The organism is Microbulbifer weihaiensis (assembly GCF_048323715.1).
Taxonomy (GTDB): Bacteria; Pseudomonadota; Gammaproteobacteria; order Pseudomonadales; family Cellvibrionaceae; genus Microbulbifer.
Genome location: NZ_JBLWFL010000001.1, coordinates 615179 through 634886, shown reverse-complemented (window position 1 = coordinate 634886; position 19708 = coordinate 615179). Strand labels below are relative to the sequence as shown.

General features: G+C 51.3%; 11 protein-coding genes. 3 read left to right on the top strand and 8 right to left on the bottom strand.

The window, feature by feature from the left end; genetic code table 11:
- Nucleotides 1-2: 2 nt before the first annotated feature.
- Nucleotides 3-710 carry a glutamine amidotransferase-related protein gene (locus tag ACNKU7_RS02695; RefSeq protein WP_418295418.1) on the bottom strand — a complete coding sequence of 236 codons (708 nt, stop codon included), beginning with the start codon at nucleotides 708-710 and terminating at the stop codon, nucleotides 3-5.
- Between the two features lie 177 nt (nucleotides 711-887).
- Here ACNKU7_RS02695 and ACNKU7_RS02690 point away from each other — a divergent pair, with 177 nt between their 5' ends.
- The gene (locus ACNKU7_RS02690; protein WP_418295417.1) at nucleotides 888-1637 is read left to right on the top strand and encodes an OmpW/AlkL family protein; all 750 of its coding nucleotides are present in this window, start codon (nucleotides 888-890) and stop codon (nucleotides 1635-1637) included.
- Nucleotides 1638-1650: 13 nt separating this feature from the next.
- Here the strand turns inward: ACNKU7_RS02690 and ACNKU7_RS02685 are convergent, their stop codons facing one another.
- The 7 genes from ACNKU7_RS02685 to ACNKU7_RS02655 all read right to left on the bottom strand — a co-directional run bounded on the left by ACNKU7_RS02685 (nucleotide 1651) and on the right by ACNKU7_RS02655 (nucleotide 16543).
- Nucleotides 1651-2463 carry a thioesterase II family protein gene (locus tag ACNKU7_RS02685; RefSeq protein WP_418295416.1) on the bottom strand — a complete coding sequence of 271 codons (813 nt, stop codon included), beginning with the start codon at nucleotides 2461-2463 and terminating at the stop codon, nucleotides 1651-1653.
- A gap of 124 nt (nucleotides 2464-2587) precedes the next feature.
- Entirely contained in the window at nucleotides 2588-4195 is a 1608-nt protein-coding gene (locus ACNKU7_RS02680; protein WP_418295415.1) for a hypothetical protein, read from the bottom strand.
- A gap of 18 nt (nucleotides 4196-4213) precedes the next feature.
- Nucleotides 4214-5875 (bottom strand): carbohydrate-binding protein, encoded by a 1662-nt coding sequence (locus tag ACNKU7_RS02675; protein WP_418295414.1) that lies wholly within the window; start codon nucleotides 5873-5875, stop codon nucleotides 4214-4216.
- A gap of 13 nt (nucleotides 5876-5888) precedes the next feature.
- On the bottom strand, nucleotides 5889-7136 hold the full coding sequence (locus ACNKU7_RS02670; protein ID WP_418295413.1) for an MFS transporter: 1248 nt from the start codon (nucleotides 7134-7136) through the stop codon (nucleotides 5889-5891).
- Between the two features lie 4 nt (nucleotides 7137-7140).
- Entirely contained in the window at nucleotides 7141-8034 is an 894-nt protein-coding gene (locus ACNKU7_RS02665; protein WP_418295412.1) for a polysaccharide deacetylase family protein, read from the bottom strand.
- 3 nt (nucleotides 8035-8037) lie between these two features.
- Complete coding sequence (locus ACNKU7_RS02660; protein ID WP_418295411.1) at nucleotides 8038-15630, bottom strand: type I polyketide synthase; 7593 nt, start codon at nucleotides 15628-15630, stop codon at nucleotides 8038-8040.
- 22 nt (nucleotides 15631-15652) lie between these two features.
- Nucleotides 15653-16543 carry a glycosyltransferase gene (locus ACNKU7_RS02655; protein WP_418295410.1) on the bottom strand — a complete coding sequence of 297 codons (891 nt, stop codon included), beginning with the start codon at nucleotides 16541-16543 and terminating at the stop codon, nucleotides 15653-15655.
- 285 nt (nucleotides 16544-16828) lie between these two features.
- Here ACNKU7_RS02655 and ACNKU7_RS02650 point away from each other — a divergent pair, with 285 nt between their 5' ends.
- Complete coding sequence (locus tag ACNKU7_RS02650; RefSeq protein WP_418295409.1) at nucleotides 16829-17974, top strand: saccharopine dehydrogenase family protein; 1146 nt, start codon at nucleotides 16829-16831, stop codon at nucleotides 17972-17974.
- Nucleotides 17975-18362: 388 nt separating this feature from the next.
- Nucleotides 18363-19658, top strand: coding sequence for a M20 family metallopeptidase (locus ACNKU7_RS02645; RefSeq protein WP_418295408.1), 1296 nt, complete (start codon nucleotides 18363-18365; stop codon nucleotides 19656-19658).
- The last annotated feature ends 50 nt before the right edge of the window (nucleotides 19659-19708 follow it).

Below are 19708 nucleotides of genomic sequence, written 5' to 3'. Positions count from 1 at the left end.
GCTTATACAGCGCTCTTCAAAAACGCCAGCATCCAGCGGGCCACTGCGCTGGTGTGGATGTCGTTTTGCAGGGATTCTTTACCCTTCTCAACCATATCCGCGCCGAACACCTCCTTGCGCAACTCCATCAGGCTTTTCGAATAAGGCTTGGTGAACTCCGGGTGTGCCTGCATGGTAAGCATGTGCTCACCAACCTGTAGCAGTGCATAGGGGCAGAAATCACTGGACGCTATCACCTTGGTGCCCGGCGCTGGCGTAACCACCTGGTCCTGGTGACTGACCAACAAGCTGAACGATTCCTGGGGCTCCCCCATCCACGCCGGGGTTTCCTGGATCTCGTAGCTGTGAACCCCGACGCCCCAACCTTTCTCGGACTTCCTCGTTTCACCACCCAGAGCGTGAGCAATCAGCTGATGGCCGAAGCAAATACCCAGAGTGGGTTTCTTGCGTTCATGCAGCTCCTGCACGAAAGTCATCAATGGCGGAATCCAGGGTTGGTCGTCGTATACCCCTGTCTTGCTGCCGGTAATCAGGTAGGCATCCACTTCGTCCAGATCCTGTGGATACTCGCCGCGCTGCACTTCATAGGTTTGAAACTCCAGTGAAGGATCCTCGCTGCGCAGCAGATCGGCAAACATCTCTGGATACTCACCAAATTCCCCTACCAGCTGTGGACGCACATCATCCGTCTTTAGTACACCAATCTTCATTATTAGTACCACCAATTCTCAGACACAGTATATTTGTGATCACATTTTTCCATTATGACACAGGTTTTGCACCCGTGGCGTCATCTGATCAAACGTAAAAACATTGCGAAGCTTCCCCCGCAACTAGACTGAAACCATTGCTGTTGGCCCTTTCCGCAGTTCAAGGAGCGATCTCACATGAAAGTCTTCAGTCTCATCACCACATTATTGGCCGCCTCGCTGGGTGCAGGCCAGTGCCTGGCCGATTACGAACAGGGTGATTTCATCGTCCGCGTTGGTTGGGGCACCGTGCAGCCGGAGGATGACTCCGACAGGCTGCTGATCGATGACACCGTAATCCTGCCGGAAACCCGCGTCTATGTGGATGATGGCGACGCCGCGACCTTTACCGGCACCTGGCTGTTTGCAGACCACTTTGGGCTTGGCCTGCTGGTAGCCACCCCTTTCGAGCACGACCTGGACGTCAGCGGCCTGCCGGATCCGGTGGATCCTATCGGCGCTCCGGCTCTGGGCAAAGTCCCGCTGGGCAGCATCGAGCACCTCCCACCCACCCTCACAGTACAGTGGTTCCCGGTATGCAAGGAATCCTGGGTGCAGCCCTATGTGGGCCTGGGCGTGAACTTCACCACTTTTATGGATGAAGACATCAGCGACGTCGCCCAGGAGTACTTCGAGGATGTACTCGGCGCACTCAGCAATGCGGGGCTGAGGCTGGACGATTCCTGGGGGCTGGCCGGTGAACTGGGGGTAGACATCGCCTTCGGCCGCGACAGCAACTGGCTGTTCAATGCCGCGGTGTGGTACCTGGACATAGATACAGATGCCAGGGTCGACTTCCGTGACCGCGACAACAACTGGGTGCGTATCGAGACCGATGTGGATATCGACCCCTGGGTGTACTCGGTAGGACTCGGCTACAAGTTTTGACCCTGCAGCAGTGCTACGGGCGCACGGCGCCAGTAGCACTTTTCACCTCGTTCCTCGCCCGCCCGCTGCTCGGGCAAGAGCCAGCCTCACGAATTCTCTGTTCCAGCGTATTTGTAAACGCTCGCCAAAACTCCGCACAGTCATTGACGTAAAAATGTCCACCGCCGACTTCTTCACTGCTGAAGCCACAGCGGGAATAGTCGATCCACGCCAGCGCATCTTCGACATCGATATGCTCGTCGTCGCGGCTGTAGAAGCAATGAATCGGTACCGGCACCTGACTCACTTTACCCCTATAAGTATCCACAATCCGAAAGTCAGCCCTGAGCGAGGGAAGATATAACGCTAACTGCTCGGGATCACGCAATATCGAGTCGGGCATACCTCCCATACGCCGCATTTTATCCAGGAACATTTCATCTGGAAGCGTAAACGAGGGGTTCCTGAGTGTCGTCAGGTGGGGCGCCCTGCTGGCGGAAACATACAGGTGGCTGGGCAGGGCACACCCTGTTCGCTCAAGGCGCTTAACAAGCTCAAATGCCACCCGGGCGCCAAGACTGTGCCCAAAAATCGAGTAGGGTTTATCGGAGAGATAGCTTTCAAGCGCTTTGTGCGCCCCTCTTACCAACGCGTTCATGGTCAGGCATGGCGGCACATGGATATGGCTTGACCGGCCGGGAGGCTGAACCGCAATCAACTCGACAGAATCAGGCAGCCAGTCAGCCCAGCGAATATAAGTTGCCGCGGTACCGCCGGCATAGGGAAAGCAAACAAGGCGATGGGAAGATTCAGGTTTCAGTTTTGGAATTAACAGCCAATCATTCATTTCTCAATGCCCGGTGCCCAAGACGTCCGTGGAATACATTTATTGGCGACGAGAAATGGGGATGGTGCAACTCCATCCCCAATCCCAGCCCGCAATACAGTTAGAAACTCAGTCGTTGACTGTGTTAGTTGCGCTGCTTACAACGCCCCACCAGGGACCAGTCATCCCATTTACCGGGGCGCACCTGAGGTTCACTTCCTGTCCACCAATTCGCACGATAAAGTTGCCGATGATGTACAACGTTGGCGTCCTGCCTGGAAACCCGACCACCGGACCATTCCACATAGCCATCACAATCGACCAACCCGGCGCCAACGCTCCCTTCCCAGTCCACCTGAAAATCCGGCCAGTGTTTCACGTAAAGCTGATCATGAGGCAAGCTTTTAACCTCTGCTTTCTCTTCGTCACTCCAGCTAGCTCCCTGCACCTGATGGCAAAGCTGACAGGTTGATGATTCAGGGCCCCACTTGTGCCGTTTCAAAAAACCATTTACCGGATCATCCTGCGAAGAGCCGTTATGATACAAGGCATAAATATCACTCGCATTTTGTTCCCTGTGCCGCCACATATCGTGCCCAATATTCCAGCTCTCATAGTTGAAAAATGGTACGTATTTGTAGCTCAGATAATTCAACGCGCCGTCGAGGTCGCCCGCCTTGGCCATATAATCAAAACCAAGGGTGGCGAAAGATATTATGTTGTACGTCGCCCTAGGGTGATCCTCACAAAAAATGTTATTGTTTTCGAAACACGCAGTCTGGCCGTCAAGAAAATATTGATAGCCGCGGTCGAAATTTTCCGGCTCATTAAAAGAAAAAATACTGGCTGGAAACAGGTAAAACTGTGGATACATGGAGAACCACTCACCAACTTCGCGATCCAGTGAAGCAACAGCCTCGACATCGCCGTGAAATTTTGCAATCCATCGCCGTGTAGGCACACTGAACCCGCCTACCGCCGGCGCCAAGCGATAAAGCGAAGTATTCTGCGGGTCGGACTCCCAATTCGACTGGTGCTTCTGCGCCATTTCCGTAGTGCGCTTTGCGAAATAACTTGCCTTCAGAAAGGCATACAGCGTTCCAGGATCGTTATAGTCAGACTCCCCACCTATCCACTGATTAACTGCCGCCAGATACAAATTGGAAGTGATATTTTCTGGATTTTCCAGTACATCCAGCATCAATGACCGCTCAGCTTTATAGCGGTCATTCTCCTTGTAGTTAAATGCCAAAAAGAAGTCATCATGAGACTGCCTTCCCTCTGAAGTATCGACCTGATCGACGGCCGGCAACCATGACTCCAGCCTGTGACGCAGACGAATCTGCGCCTCTTTGAGCCATGTATCCTCGGCCCCCAGGAGCCAGCTTCGGGAGACAAAGTACAGGGCATAAATAGAGTGATCCAGTAGATCGGCCTTCTCAACACTACCCAAAGCATCATTTGAATCAAAAATATTGGATTTCTCGATATGCAAAAGCGCATTTAACCTTGCGAAACGGGCGCTTCCCGGATTCTCCAGGTAGCGAATCAGCAGGCGCCGCTCACCTTCGGGGATAAAATTCCAGGCTGTATCCGGTAGCTGGGTTTCATAGGCCGAAAGTTCTCTCTGATCGTCACTATCAATGAAATCTGTGACTTCACTGAGCGGCATACCAGGCACTGAGGCCAAAGCGGGATAGGCGCCCACAAAAACAAGCGCAGCCAGCGCGCACTTTAATTTACGAATGATCATTGTGAAAAATTCCAGATGTTATTGAGCACCAGCGTAACAAGAGGCATCAAAGTTCCAGACATCCCAGACGTCAGGATTCCTGGGCTCCTGATTTACATTCCACCATTTCGCCGTGTATTTAGCGCCATTCCAACGCACAGTGTCGTTGGCGCCATACGTCGTGCCCTGCGACCAGGCCTCGATACCTGAGCAGTCTCCGGCTGAAGCCTGAGAGCCTCCGAACCAGGTTGTGGTCACTTCTGGCCAGTCGTAGAGTGTGGCGATACTTTCATCGGGCAAATAGACGGTGTTCACATCTTCTTCTGCCCACTGACGCGACTGAACTTGATGACAATACTGACAGGTGATCGTATCCGGCCCCCATTGATGCTGCTTTAAAAGAAAATTGGTTGGGTCATCACTTGGATCATCATTGCGGTATAGCTGGAAGATCTCCTCAAGATTAGCCTGACGATATTCCCATGCATCTCGGCCGTAATCCCAGCTGCTCCAGCCAAAAGCAGGGTTTTGATTAAAGGAGAGAAACTGCGTGGCCATTTCAAGTTCGCCAAGTTTCACCATGTAATCCACAGCACCCAGGAAATACGACAGATTGTTGAACGAAAACCGCGGCCGATCCAAACAGGCGCGAATAGTAGGAACCTGTATGCAGTGCCCAAATCCCGCCCACCAGGCATCCCAGCCTTGCATGAGATGTTCTGGCTCATTGAAGTACATTAGGCCGATACTGGCGGCATGAAATGCCGGATAGTGTTTAAACCATTCATCATGTTCAGCATCGAGCGTTTCGACTGCTGCCGAATCACCGTGCAACTGCGCAAGCCAACGCCTGGCCGGGACTGTCCACCCGCCGAGAATCGGCGCCAACCTGACCCGCTGGTAACTTTCTGGATCCTGCAGCCACAACTTTTCAAGACGCTCCGACATCGCAACACTGCGCACAGAAAAGTAGCTACTCAAAACAAAGCTGTACAAAACGGATGGATCCGAAAATTCAGCTTCGCCGCCCACCCAAATATTTGCTGCTGTCAAATATGCGCTCGTCAACGCATTACCAGGATGACGACTGTAGTCTTCAAGCAGCTGATCAACGATTTGAATACGCTGACCTTCCTCATGATTGAACGCGAATAGAAACGCTTTATGGGAATTAGTTTCTTGCTGATATACCGCTTCAGAGGCACTGTGATTATGCAGTGCCTGGTCGACCAGTTTATGGGCATGAGACACCCATTTGCTGGAAGCCGAGTCCAGGTTTAACGAACGCTCCAGGAAGTATTGGGAAAATATCGTGTACCTGATGGACTCCCCGCTTACAGGCTTGTTCAATATCGAACTGGACAAGCTGTATAGCGCCAGAATCTTGCTCAACCGGGCATCTGAAGGGTTATTTAGGTAGGCCTGCAGTGCAATTTTTTCAAAATTGCCTAACTCAGTCGCAGCAGTGACCGGAAAACCCTGCATGCTATTTTCCGGATAGGAACCAGCATCGGTCTGGGCGCTTTTGAAAACCGGGTGCGACGTCAGATTCTGCATATCAGAAAATGGAACCTGCAACCTGTCATACAAGAAAGGATAATTGTAAAAATTATCCAATCTGGGAATCCCTTCGATCTTCCCGGCAAATACAGCGCTTGGCAACGCCAGCATTACCGAAATCATGATCAACTGCTTAATCATTGTTAATCCTTATTTATACAGTTTGTGCAGGAAAATTTCCCGCTTGGCGAAACTTGGGAATTGACAGCCCGGCAAGAGCTAAAGCAATCAATATTACCGCAGACCCTTTTAGCAAAATTTGGATTGAGAAAAAGTCAGCAAACACGCCGGACAAGGCTGTCGACAGCGGGGTCAAGCCGAACACTGCAAATAAAAGCAGGCTCATTACGCGCCCCATGTACACACCCGGGGTTCGCTGCTGGAACCATGTAATCCCCGATACGGATATCATTCCCAGGGAAAATCCGATAAGAAATATATTTACTGATGCCACCCATAAATACTGGGCATTGGCCACGCCTAGTAGCATGGTTCCCGAAATCAAATCGCCAGCAATTACCGCAAGGCTAAGCAGCCTCGCGGGAATCGTTAATTTAATGGCGACAATAGAGCCAATTAGTGCGCCGCCACCCAAAAATGAATAGAGCTGGCCGAAATCAGTCACATCATTTGAAAAATGAGACTTGGCCAACAACGGTAGCGCTATGGCGAGGGGCCCATGAATAAACAACGAGGCCAGTGCCAGGTAACACAGTACCAGACACATTGCCTGATCCTTAATACACCAGCGAATCCCTTTCTTTAACGATTCAACGACTCTGCTATCTGCACTCCTCACCCATGTATCCAGTCGCACCCTGGCAACCAACAGAATTGAAACCGCCAACCCGAAAACGTCCACCAGCAGCGCATACCCTACGGCAGTGCGATCCGGGTTATCCGTGCCGACACTCAGGTTTTCCCGGGAAAAGTAAATCAACCAGGCTGCCAGTGCGGGACCGACGACTTGGGCCGCCTGATTTGTCCCCATCAAGATACCATTACACAACTGAAGCTTATGAGATTGAACAAGAAACGGCGGCGTTGCCTGGGCCGCAGAAGCAGCGATAGACCCCGAACATCCAAGGAGAATGGCAACGGGATAGAGGTGCCACAAGACCAGTTCCCCGCTGAAAATAAGCGCACACAAAACAATCAGTGTTGCCTTTAACAACAGGCGTGCAAACAACAATACGTGAATTGGCCTATAGATATCTGATAGCGCCCCTCCGAACAAAATGAATACGCTATGCGGCAGCGACATACACGCGATAACACTACTGAGTACCAGTGCGCTATCAGTGAACGACAATGTCAGCCATGGAATCGCTACAACGGTAAAAAAACCACCGATGGAGGCGACAGCCGTGGACAGCCAGAAAACCAGAAAAGACTTGGGCATTGCACTATCCAACCGGATTCAATTCTGCATCCAACCAGTGACGCTTTATGGAGAAACGATCCCCTCCATCGTAAGAGCCGGACTGAACGGTAGTGGCTGAAAGATAACCCGCATCCTCCACACACTTCGCCACATTGCGGTCGTAGTCACCATAGGGATATGAAAAGTGGTCTACCCTTGCACCTAGTTTCTCTTCCAGGCGCAATTTCGACTGGACAATTTCCCTCTTCGCTTTATCGGTCGACATCTGACTCAGGCGCGGATGTGACAGCGTGTGAGACCCGATGGTGATCAGCGGATCCTGGTGCAACTGGATAGTTTTCTCCCAATCCAGTGCCCTTATCTTATCCACATCATCGTCTTCAACCCCGATTGCGTCGAATAGCTTACGCACTTCGGCAACACCATTTACCTGTGACTCAACGAATCGGTCGAGCCATAAAAGTGTTTCGCGTTTTTCGCTTTGATCCCGGCACGCCAGGCGATAGCCCTTACCCATCCAGGAAAATTCAACAGATTCAACTCTGCGCACGAAATCCTCAAGGATACCAAAGCAGTGGAAGCATGCCTTATCCGGATAACCGGTCACCAGGTATAAACAGGCGGGCACCTCGAGTTCCTTGAGCAAAGGGAAGATGACTTCAAAAAAATCGATGTATCCATCATCAAAGGTCAAAGCGATCCTCTTTGCCCCTTTCGGGGCATCCAGGAAAATCGCCTCATCGAGACTCACAAACTGGTAGCCAGATTCCCTGAGTCTTAAAATGAAATCGCGAAGCTTTCGCGAAGACAGCTCCATTGATGGGACTTCCACCAGATTTCTCGCCAGATCAGCTTCTTCAAGAACACGATGTAGAGCAATAACATTTGTGTTCCCGGTTAGGTATGGATAATCCATTGCTTACGCCCCCTCAAAAGCGGATTCGATATCAGCTTCGCTGAGTTCACCGCCCAGGCTGAGTAATATGGCATCTTTCAATAGACCTATTGAGTCCGGCTTGTAGACCTCCCGGTTATAGTTCATATGTACATGATAGGAATCGTCTTTGATATACACTTCGAAGTAGAACAGAACCTGCCTGTTCAGCGCTTCACTTGCCCAGTATTCTCCGGCGACCTGATCCTCGTACCATTCACTAACGGCCCGATGTTCAGCGCTGTTCGCAAATAGGGTATTCGCCTTTCCAAGGTGACTATCACTGGTTGAGGGGACGATATTGATTGCTACCTGGGATGGCTTTATGTTCTCAATCTGCTCACGAATCACCTCGTCGCGACACAAATATTTAAGCAAACCAAACTCCGAATTCTGCACCATACCCCGCTGAAGCTGCTCTACACAGTCGTCGCGGTGAGTATCCAGCAGGATCGGATAATCCTCTGTAAAGTATCCAATGGTGCTTGTCACTTCAGGAAGGGCGTCATTTTGGCGTCTACCATGGTGCTGCAGGTCAAACTGCAGGTGGCGGATCCCGGACCATCCGCTAATAGCTCGCGCAATGGCTATAATTGCGTATCGGCTTTCGTCAATGTGATGGCCTTTTACTCGCTTAACTTTTAGCAGCTCGGTTTTACTGTTTCCATAGCGGTTGTTTTCCGAGTGAAGATCATAATCTGTCGATATTAAGTCGACTTCCCGCCAACTTGACGACATCAAGCCATCCATCTTCTGCTTGCAGGCGTCACTATTCGCATATGCATCGAGTTGATGGGAATAATCAAACATCGATCCGCTGAATAATCGGGCGGAATTCCCTTTCATTCTCGCTTCGTAACTATCCACAATTTGAGCAAGGAATTGCATGGCACTCAGACCGTCCATCAACAGCTGATGGAACATAAGCAGCAGGATGATTTCGCCGGATGATTCCGATCGGATAATTTTCACCCTTAGAGGAGAGGAATTTAGATTTATCTCCTTGATCCATGCGGCGTATTGTTGCGGATTTCGAATATCTTCCACACTTATCGATTCAATACAGGCTTTGGCTTTCATTTCAACAATTCTCGCCGTGCCATATTGATGCTCGATATCATTAACGACTCGCAGTCCATCGTTTGCCGCAAGGACGTCGTCGAATGCCTGGCTAAACACCTCAATGGAAAAATCATTGTGCAATGGACGCACAAAACTTTTCGTCCAATGGTTAAGCTCGGATTTTTCACATCCATCCAGCAAATTATGGTAGACACTGTAACGGCTTGGCAGCCACGGCAACTCCCCAAGCTGCCCAGTTTCGTCAATATCCGGCTCAGACTGACCGCTCAAGAACTCATCGACCACATAATTCGCCAGTGCTTTTGCTGATGGATACTTGGCTACCAGCGTACCAGGCAACTTCAGTCCCAGAGCCCCCTGCAATCGATTTTTGAATTCCATAGCCATCAGGGAATTCAGGCCATACTCAAATACGTTACCCGCTGGCTCAATTGCTTCCGGTGTATCCAGACCAAGCACGTCAGAAAATATTTCTCGACTCAGTTGAATAAGCAGTTGGACTTTTTCATCCGGGCTTACACTGGCAAGAAGTTGCGTATAATCGACACTATTCTGCGCATCTTCCGGATTAAAGAAGTCAGCGAAAACTGTCTTCTTAGCCGGATCCGGGAATTGTTTGAGAATTTTGCTCCAGTCGAGATTGAAAACCCCGCCCTGTGGCAGCCGGTACCGAAGCAGCTTTTCCATAGCGCCCATCCCCTGCTCTGTAGTCAGGGCAGACATGCCAGCATCCTCCATCCGTTGGATATCTCTGGCGTCCAGGCTCGCAGCCATCCCCGCGTTTGCCCAGGGCCCCCAGTTTACGGCCAACGCGGCCAGTCCCTGCTGCTGGCGCCAGTGACAGAAACTGTCCATATAGGCGTTGGCAGCCGCATAGTTACACTGACCGGCCCACCCAACTATTGCCGCAATCGAGGAAAAGCACACAAACATGTCCAGACTCAGGTGTTGTGTGGCACGGTGCAGGTTATAGCTACCAAGTACTTTGGGCTTTAACACGCGGTCAAATTGGTCAGAAGATTGTTGCGGTATAGTGCCGTCGGCCAGAACGCCAGCGGAATGAATCACCCCCGCCAACCTGGGAAGCTCATCACCGATATGCGCGACGACACGCTCGATGTCTTCAATTACACAAACGTCCGCCTTGATAACCGTGACAACCACTCCCTTAGACCGCACCTGCTCGATCTGCGCCTGTGCATCGGGGTTTGGTGAACTACGGCCTATCAGCACAATCGAACTCGCCCCGTGGGCTGCAAGCCAACGCATGATCTCGAGACCAAGGCCACCGAGCCCACCCGTTACCAGATAGCTGACGCCAGCGCGAACTACCTGCTCGTTTACCCGATCGGCTGCAGTGCCCGGTCGATCCGTAAACATGAGAATTCCATCGGGTAGTCGACCGCGATTTAGCGCTTCGGTGACCGATAGCTGTTCAATTGCGTCGGCCGGCTGGCTGGCGGGCGTAGACAACAGGTAATCGATCTGGGATCTAATATTTTCAACAGGTTTCTGACTGACAGCTCGCACAGAAAGCGGTTGGTAAATCGCAGACTTATCACACAATGCAGCGAACAATGGCCCTGGCAGCTGAGACGGCTCATCTGACAAATCGAGCCAGCGCCCGCCGTCAACCAGAAGATCCAAGGCTTTTTCGCGAACATCAAAGCAGCCTCGGTAGACAATGGCTGCGTAATGCTTATCGCCATTGGCTCGCCGTGCGGCTCCAACCAGATTCACACTATCCGCTGCGACCGTTGCTGCATTTTGCGCTCTTGCCCGCTCAAGCTCCTCAGGGCGATCACTTCCAAAGCAGATGTTTATTCCAAATTCGCAAGCAACCCGGTGTAACGCCGCTGTAAAACTGTCCCAGTAACCGGTAATGAAAATACCCTCACCACCGGTATCCGGGCGAGCCAGGCCAATCACATGGGCCGCAAGCAAGCTGGAAGTAAGACCGACGCTTTGTATCGCATCTCGCGTCCAAGGGATGATCCGGTCGACTTGTACAGCCAGCTGTGAGCACGGCGGCTGTTCAGTAATGGTATATACACGCGATCCTATTTGCGCGGTATCGAGCGCATCAACTACCTGACCAACGACACCATAGGCTGCCCGCCCTCCGATCGCTGGATCTGTTGCGAAACTTTCCACCTGGATAACCACATCCCCATCACCGGCTTGTCTCGCTGCTTCACGCACCACCAATAAGGATCCTGAGCCTTCGTTGGCAAGCAGGCTAAATTGCTCACCATCGCGAAGCGCCGTTGTCGATTCACAACGTTGCTGCATAATCGAGGTATTTAACTGGCGCAGGCGGTTGCAGTACGCGGCCCCACTTCGCAGCGCGACTTCCTGCTCATATCCTTCACTCGCCAGCCACTGCGATAAAGTAACGAACGAGTCGTTGACAGGTGTTTTGTCGAGGTCGAGCAATGTTAGCTTGAAATCAGGAAATTCTGACCCAAATACCCGTGCAAAGCCCCACACTGACGCCTGCTCCGGCGCGACCATGTGATCAGATGCAACTGCACGCTGAGCATTTTCAGTCACGAATATCAGCGCCGCTTGATGACGCCAATCGACGCTTGCAAGCGCCTGCCCCACTTTAAGCGTGACTTCATTTAGCGCCAGAACTTGCTGGTAGTCGTCAGCGACTTCGGCAAAGTCCAGCGCGACCAGGTTCAAGATATGGCTCGTGTCCTTGGTGAAGCCGGAGAGCCGTTCCAGCCCCGCTTCGACAGCACTGGGATCCAGTACAAGTGTCGATACGTTTGGCCAATGCAATGCCAGCGCCTTCTCGATTTCTATAGCGCGATCAGAGCTACCGCGCAGCACCAGCCAATTTGCAGCCCCAGAGGTTTCGACGTTCTGGATATCGAGCGCCTGCCACTCGTAGTCATAGCAGAGCTCGGCACCCACCTGAGGGCCATCTTGCATATTGCTGGCTTTCAAAGTGATTCCCAGCACCTGCGCAAGCGTGTTACCGGCCTCATCGAGTAGAGTCACGTCGCCAACGATTTCGGATGCACTGCGACTGCGGGAGGTGAGATGGCCGTAACAGCGGCCGACCGGCTTTTTAAGATAATTCAGGCGCTCTATCGCTGTTGGCAGATAGCCGGACTCGATCGTCGGGAACAGCCCCTGAAAGGCGCTATCAAGCACACAGGGGTGCAGGAGATAGTTTTCGACAGACTTTTCGACAGCATCACTGACCAATATCTCAACCAGCGAGCAGTCTTCACTGAACCAGCAATGCTGAACCGCCTGAAACTCCTCTTCATAGTGGAGCCCCAGCTTCCGGCAATGCTGGTAAAACGCCTCCTTGCCGTATTCATTATCCAGACTGCTTTTAAGCGCGGATAAGTCAAGCGCAGGCGGTTCCATAACAGAACCCGAAGTCAGCGTATGGCCCTCACTGAAAATACGCCATTGGCGATCCGTGTTGTCCTGCACCCGGATAGCAAAATGGCCGGATTGACTGTCCAGTTGCGTCTCGGCGAGTGTGATAGCGCTGTCATTCAAAAATAGAGCGCGCTTGAATTCCACGTGATTCAAACTGACTGCATCAGCGGTCGATTGGCTCTTGGCAGCTTGCAGTGCCATTTCGATATAGGCAGCTCCAGGAAATACAACTTCACCCTCTACCTTGTGACCGCGCAGGTAAGTTAGCTGTTTCAAATCGACAGCGTTGTGCCAGATCAGAGCTGTGGAGTTGAGCGGAGCCCCCAACAGCTCGTGAACCGGCTCCAGAAATCCGCCCTGCTTACGGACGTTCTTCAGGCGCGATGCCGCGACATCTTCAGTTTCATGCCAATAGCGAGCGTGCTGCCACGCATAATTAGGGATGGGTACAGTTTTACCGCCCTGTGGATACAAAAGATTCCAGTCAATGTCATAACCTACAGCCTGTAAACCGGCAATCGCCATAATGGCCATAAGCACGTCATCCTGATCGCGCTTGAGGGTCGTAACGACGCCACCACTATTCATATTGCGTTCAATATTTTTGGCGATGGAGCTGGCCAGAGCAGCATGTGGCGCCATCTCCAGGAAGGTTCCAAAGCCATCTTTCGCGATGCGCTCGATGGCCCGCTTGAACAAAACCGGTTCGCGCACATTTTCAGGCCAGTAATCGCAGCCGAAATCTCCAGCCTTTGCCCGCTCGCCGGTTACTGTCGAATACAGAGGTGTGTGGGGAAGCATCGGCGTAATGCTTTGCAATGCCTCAGTCAACGGTGCCTTGAGACGATCCATGACCGGACTATGGTACGGCACCTCCACCCTGAGGAAACGGGCGAAGATACCTTCCTCATCAAGCTTTTCTGCAATTTTCGCCAGTTCACCCTCATCGCCGGCCAGCGTCAGCGCGTCGTCACTGTTGATCGCAGCAATCGACACCCTGTCTTCAATGCCGGCCAGGAGCGGTTTTAGCTCGTCTTCGGTCAGGGCCACAGCAAGCATCTTGCCAAGACCTTCGGTGGTATGCTGCAAAGAACTGCGGTGGTAGATGACCTTGATTGCATCATCAAAGCTCAGAGCACCAGCCACATAAGCGGCGGCGACTTCTCCCGCGCTATGCCCGACCACTGCATCCGGTTTGATGCCCCAGCTCGCCATCAGCTCAGCCAGGGCATACTGACAGGCAAATATCGCCGGCTGAGCAATAAATGTGGTATGAATACGATCAGTGTCATCCACCTCAAATAGCTCAGCGACCAGGCTCCATCCCGAGTATTCCTGAAGCGCTTCGCTACATCGATCAATCGCCGCTTTATACACAGGCTCGCGCCGGTAGAGTTCCAAGCCCATTTTTGCCCATGTGGTTCCCATCCCAGAGAACACAAAACAAATCCGCTTGCCATCATCGGTATTCACAGAGCCTGCGGCGTAATTGGCGCTCGCGGATCCGGCCAGATAATCTTCAAGAGCCATAACCAGCTCCTGCTTGTTCTGACCACTTACAATAAGCCGGTATTTAAAATGCTCACGCTTGGTGGCGGCTGTATAGCAGATGTTATGGAGATCGGCACTGCTTTCCTGATCCTCACTATCCAGCAGGAAATCAACCCATTTCTCCGCCTGGTCTTTCAGCGCATTTTCAGTTTTTGCGCTGACAGGTAATAGCGTGAATTCGCTATTGAACAATGGTGCCTGGGGGGACAATTCTTCGGGCTTGGGGGGGGCCTGCTCGATAACCACATTCGCATTGGTACCACCAAAACCAAAGGAATTCACGATTGCGCGGCGGCGCTGGCCATCCACATCCGGCCACGGCATGTTCTTCGAAACGATATCAATGTTGAGCTTTTCCGGATCAATCTCCGGGTTGACTTCATTGAAATGGATATTGCCCGGAATAACGCCATGCTTCATGGCCATTACCGTTTTGATCAAACCGGCAACGCCTGCTGCAGCTTCGGTATGGCCAATATTGCTTTTGACAGACCCCACAGCACAACGCCCCCGTCGTACTTCAGGCTGCCCCAGCATACTTCCCAATGCGTTAACCTCGATGGGATCGCCTACGGCAGTCCCCGTGCCGTGCGCCTCAGCGTACTGAATGGTATGAGCAGGCGCTTGCGCAAAGGATAATGTTTTGGCAAGCAGTTTTTTTTGCGATTCACCATTAGGGACGGTGATCCCGACAGTATGTCCGTCCTGGTTAGCACCGCTCGCTTTGATCACCGCAAGTATGTTGTCATTATCTGAAATGGCGTCTTGCAAGCGCTTGACCATGACGAGGCCCGCACCCTCGCTGCGGACGTAGCCATTGGCTGATGCGTCAAAGCTCTTGCAGCGGCAGTCAGGGGATAACATGGAGGCCTTGCAGATCGACACCGTAAGCTCGGGCCGCAACAAGATGTTCACACCACCAGCAATAGCGTAGCGGCTATCGCCATTTAGGATCGCCTTGCAGGCAAGATCAAGAGCAACAAGCGAGGAGGAACACGCCGTATCCAATGTGACACTCGGCCCGGTGAAATCGTATGCATAGGAAATACGATTTGATGTCAGGGTCATGGAAGGCCCGGTAGCCGAGTGACTGCTGATATTTTCATGGGCCATAGGATCGAGCTGAATTTGCTCATAATCGTGCATGAACTGACCGATATATACCGCGGTGTCGCTACCCTTCAAATCCGCTGCCTTGATGCCAGCGTTCTCAATCAGCTCCTGGGTAAGTTCCAATAACCAGCGATGCTGGGGATCTATATGTGGCGCCTCTTTGGGGGATATGCCGAAAAACTGAGGATCGAACTGATCGAGTCCTGTTATGAACCCGCCCTGGTTAACAAACATTTTTCCGGTCTTTTCTCGATCCGGATCGTAAAACGCATCGTTTTCCCAGCGATCCGCAGGTACATCGATGATTCCATCGCCGCCGTTTAACAGAAATTCATAAAACTCTTCAGGAGAGTTGTTCCCACCAGGTAAACGGCAGGAGAGACCAATAATTGCTATATCAGAACTTTTGACAGCGCTGTCTTTCATGACAAAATCCAAATCCATTTATTTAAGCTAATGACGACTCTGCATTTACGTAGGAGTGATTAAACCCGGTTTCGATTATTTCCTGCCAAGCCAGAGTTTTTAATGTTTGATACTCGCGCTCAGGGTGTTTTTTGCAGATGTATTGAATATTATTTCTTGAATCTCGAACCTTCTGCTCCGAGTCCTTTTCATGGGGGGCATGCACAGCTTCCATCCCCGGCAATAATTTGAATGCGCAGCCAGCTTTTTGCAGACGGATTCCCAGCTCAACATCTTCGCCGCCCCAGGATCTAAACCACTCATCAAACCCATTTATCTTTATTAAATCTGCTCGCCTCACTGAAGCGTTTCCAGTCCAGAATGTGACCCACGCACTGTGACCTTCCAAATTTCCGCCTTCCAGATTACTGAAAATTTCAAAGCGACAGTCGTAAAGTTCTGGAGAAATGCTCAGCAATTGAAAGATCGTATCTTTGGGTTCCTGCAAAATTTCACTCAGCTTTTTGAAATTGCTCGAACAAAACTCATTTACCCCATACGATAAGCCGATAACGGCCGCCGGTTGCGCGTCCGAATGCACTTTTAGGTGCTCTTCAAGAAGATACCTAGAAGCAATCATTCCCGAATCAAAAAAAAGAACGATTTCATACTTCGCCTGCACAATCCCAAGATTCCTCGCCGCGGCGACTCGGAACCCGAAATCCGGCTGGTAAAGATACAGAATATTTATCTTATCTTTATAAGCATGTATCACCTCAAACGTATTATCCGACGAGCCATCGTCTACCACGATAACCTCATAGAGTGACTTATCCAGGCTTTGGTCACATAGGGAATCCAGTGTTTTCCTCAGAAGATCCCTGTAGTTGTACGTTGGTACTACAACGCTTATCCCTTCAACATCCTGTTTCATGGCAAATAAACTCAAATAAAACTTAATTCAGAAAACTTAAAGAATAGATTCGCAATAATTTCTAACACAAAGCATGTGACACTTTTCCAATCGAGGACCTTTTGCCTCACACCGATGATACGATCGTGCTAAAAACGTCGCGGGTGAAACACAAATTTTGCGCACACGTTTACCCGGAAATAAAAAACGTGATTTAATGAATTGAACGTCACTCAAGTAAAGCGCCTTTTTCCTTTTGGCGCACTCATCATCTCAGTTTTGTGCTGTATTTCTCTGGAAGGATTCATGAATCGTAACGACATAGTTCTTATCGGCGCGACCGGTGTCACTGGAAGTTTAATCTTTAAAAATCTTTCCAGATCCGTAACAAATGAAACTTCATTGGCGATTGCAGGAAGAGATGAAAATAAGCTTAAGAACTTGGCTGCACAGTCCAAGTACGGATCAAAAGTCGATATTCATTTAGTGGACGTCAGAAACCCATCTTCCCTGAGGAAGCTGGCCAAGTCTTCCAGTTTGATCATTAACGCTGTCGGCCCTTACAGCGACCTCGGCAACTATGTGATATCAGCGTGCATTCGCGAAGGCATAGATTACATTGACTTATGCGGAGAACCAGGCTGGATGTATAAAATGATCTCGAGCCACTCAGATGCTGCCAAAAAAAATGGCTCAAGAATCATATTCAGCTGTGGATTTGACTCAATACCTTCAGATATTGGCGTTCACCATTTGCAAAATGTAGCTATAAAACATTTGGGAAAACCTGTACCCAGGGTGCGAGCAAGAATTGAAAAAATGGTCGGTAATTTTTCAGATGGTACTACGCAGAGCCTTGCAGCAACTGTAAGATCCGGCCACGAGGATCCAGATTTACTAAAACAGTTATTAAACCCGTTCGCACTCTGCGAGGGAAATAACGGCCCCAGACAACCCTCGGGTGTGGTTCCAAAATATGAGGAGGACATTGATTCCTGGGTGGCGCCGTTCATGATGGCTGTAATCAATACAAAAAATGTGCACCGCTCCAACTATCTCCTTGGATATCCTTACGGAAACGCTTTTATTTACGATGAGATGTGGATGACCGGCCCAGGAACACGTGGAGAAGCTACAGCTAAGGCGATCGCCTCCGACAAAGATATGGCAAAAAACAATAATATCAATGACGATAGCGCGGATGGTTACTACAAGATCCAGTTTATTGGTGAAGATTCTAATAATAACCGAGTCATAACCTCTGTCGAAAGCGACTTTGACCCCGGGTATCACTCCACCGCAAAAATGGTTACCGAGTCCACCCTTTGCCTTATGGAAAACCGTGACAACATCTCGCCGGGTATTCACACTCCTGCGTCTGCTTTCGGCAACAATCTGATTGACCGCCTGGAGAAAAACGCCGGTATGCGGTTTTTGCTGCGACAAGTTTAAACCAAAGTCGCCATACCGGCTTGATGTCGCTTTTCCAAAGTTGGTCGTCCTGGAATCCGCGTTACGCTTGCGAGCGCGGATTTCCAGTCAGCATTTCTGAACGCCAGCGCACCCGCATATTTTCCTCCACGAAGTTTTAGACATCTCAGGATGATTACCTGCATGTTATCTCTGTTCTAGAGCTTTTCTCGAGACCGCAAGTGGTCGCGATATCATTCTGAGTCATGAGCCCAACTCAGCCTGTAACTACACGAACAAACGCTCTATGATCGGAAAAGTCATAGGTGGCATACTGGCGAAATGCGTATTTCGCGTGATACTTTTGCAGCTACGACGGCGGCCCATCTATAGCCATAACAAAAAATAACCGTAAAAACAGGTAATTACTGTGACAAAGGCTCTGCTTCCCCTTGCCCTGGCCCTCGCCTCCTCCACAGGCGTTCAAGCCCAAGTAGCGAACCCGGCTACCCTGCTTGCTCAGGCTGAAGATAATGTCATCGAGTGGCGCCGACACCTGCACCAGAACCCGGAACTAGGGAATCGGGAGTTCGAGACCGCCAAGTACATTACTGCTCACCTCAAATCCCTTGGCATTGAAGTGGAGACCGGAGTCGCCCATACCGGCGTAGTCGGTCTGCTCAAGGGCGGCAAGCCCGGCCCTACCGTAGCGCTGCGCGCGGATATGGATGCGCTTCCGGTGACCGAGCAGGTGGATGTGCCTTTCGCTTCCAAAGCAAAAACCCAGTACAACGGCGAAGAAGTTGGGGTAATGCACGCCTGTGGCCACGATACCCACGTGGCCATGCTGATGGGGGCGGCGCAGGTGCTGTCGGCGATGCGCGATGAACTTGCCGGCAATGTGCTGTTTATCTTCCAGCCCGCCGAAGAAGGCGCACCAGACGGTGAAGAAGGCGGTGCGGAGCTGATGCTGAAAGAAGGCCTGTTCAAGAAGTACAAGCCGGAAGTGGCCTTTGGACAGCATGTCTCTTCGAGCCTGCCCAGCGGCGTTATCGGCTACCGCTCCGGGCCGCTGATGGCCAGTTCTGACGAGTTCCGTATCAACGTCAAAGGGCGCCAGACGCACGGATCACGTCCATGGGGTGGCGTAGACCCGATCACTGCCGCAGCACAGATCGTTATGGGTACCCAGACCATCGTCAGCCGCCAGATCGACATCACCAAGGAACCCGCCGTGGTCTCCTTCGGGAAAATTGACGGCGGTGTGCGCAACAACATCATTCCCGATAGCGTTTTCCTCAACGGCACCATTCGCAATTTCGATATGGATAACCGCCAGGAAATCTTCAAACGCCTTAAAGTGACCGCGGAAAAGCTTGCGGAAAGTAGTGGCGCCATCGCTGAAGTCGAAATCCTGGAAGGCTACCCGGTGACCAGTAACAATCCCGGCCTCACGGAAATGGCGGTTCCGGTGCTCAAGACTGCCGCCGGTGAGGACAAGGTAATCGTGGTTCCCAAGGTAACCGGTGCGGAAGACTTTTCGTTCTTCGCCAATGAAGTTCCGGGCTTCTATTACTTTCTCGGGATCACCCCCAAGGGCACAGATCCAGCGACCGCGGCCAGCAACCATTCACCGCGTTTTTATGTCGATGAAAGCGCCCTCAGTGTAGGTACTAAAGCGCTCACCCAGCTCACCCTGGATTATATGGCCAGCAAGCAGCAGTAATGCATGAAGCGCTTTGATGCGTGCAGCGGCATAATCCGCCGCTGCGCATT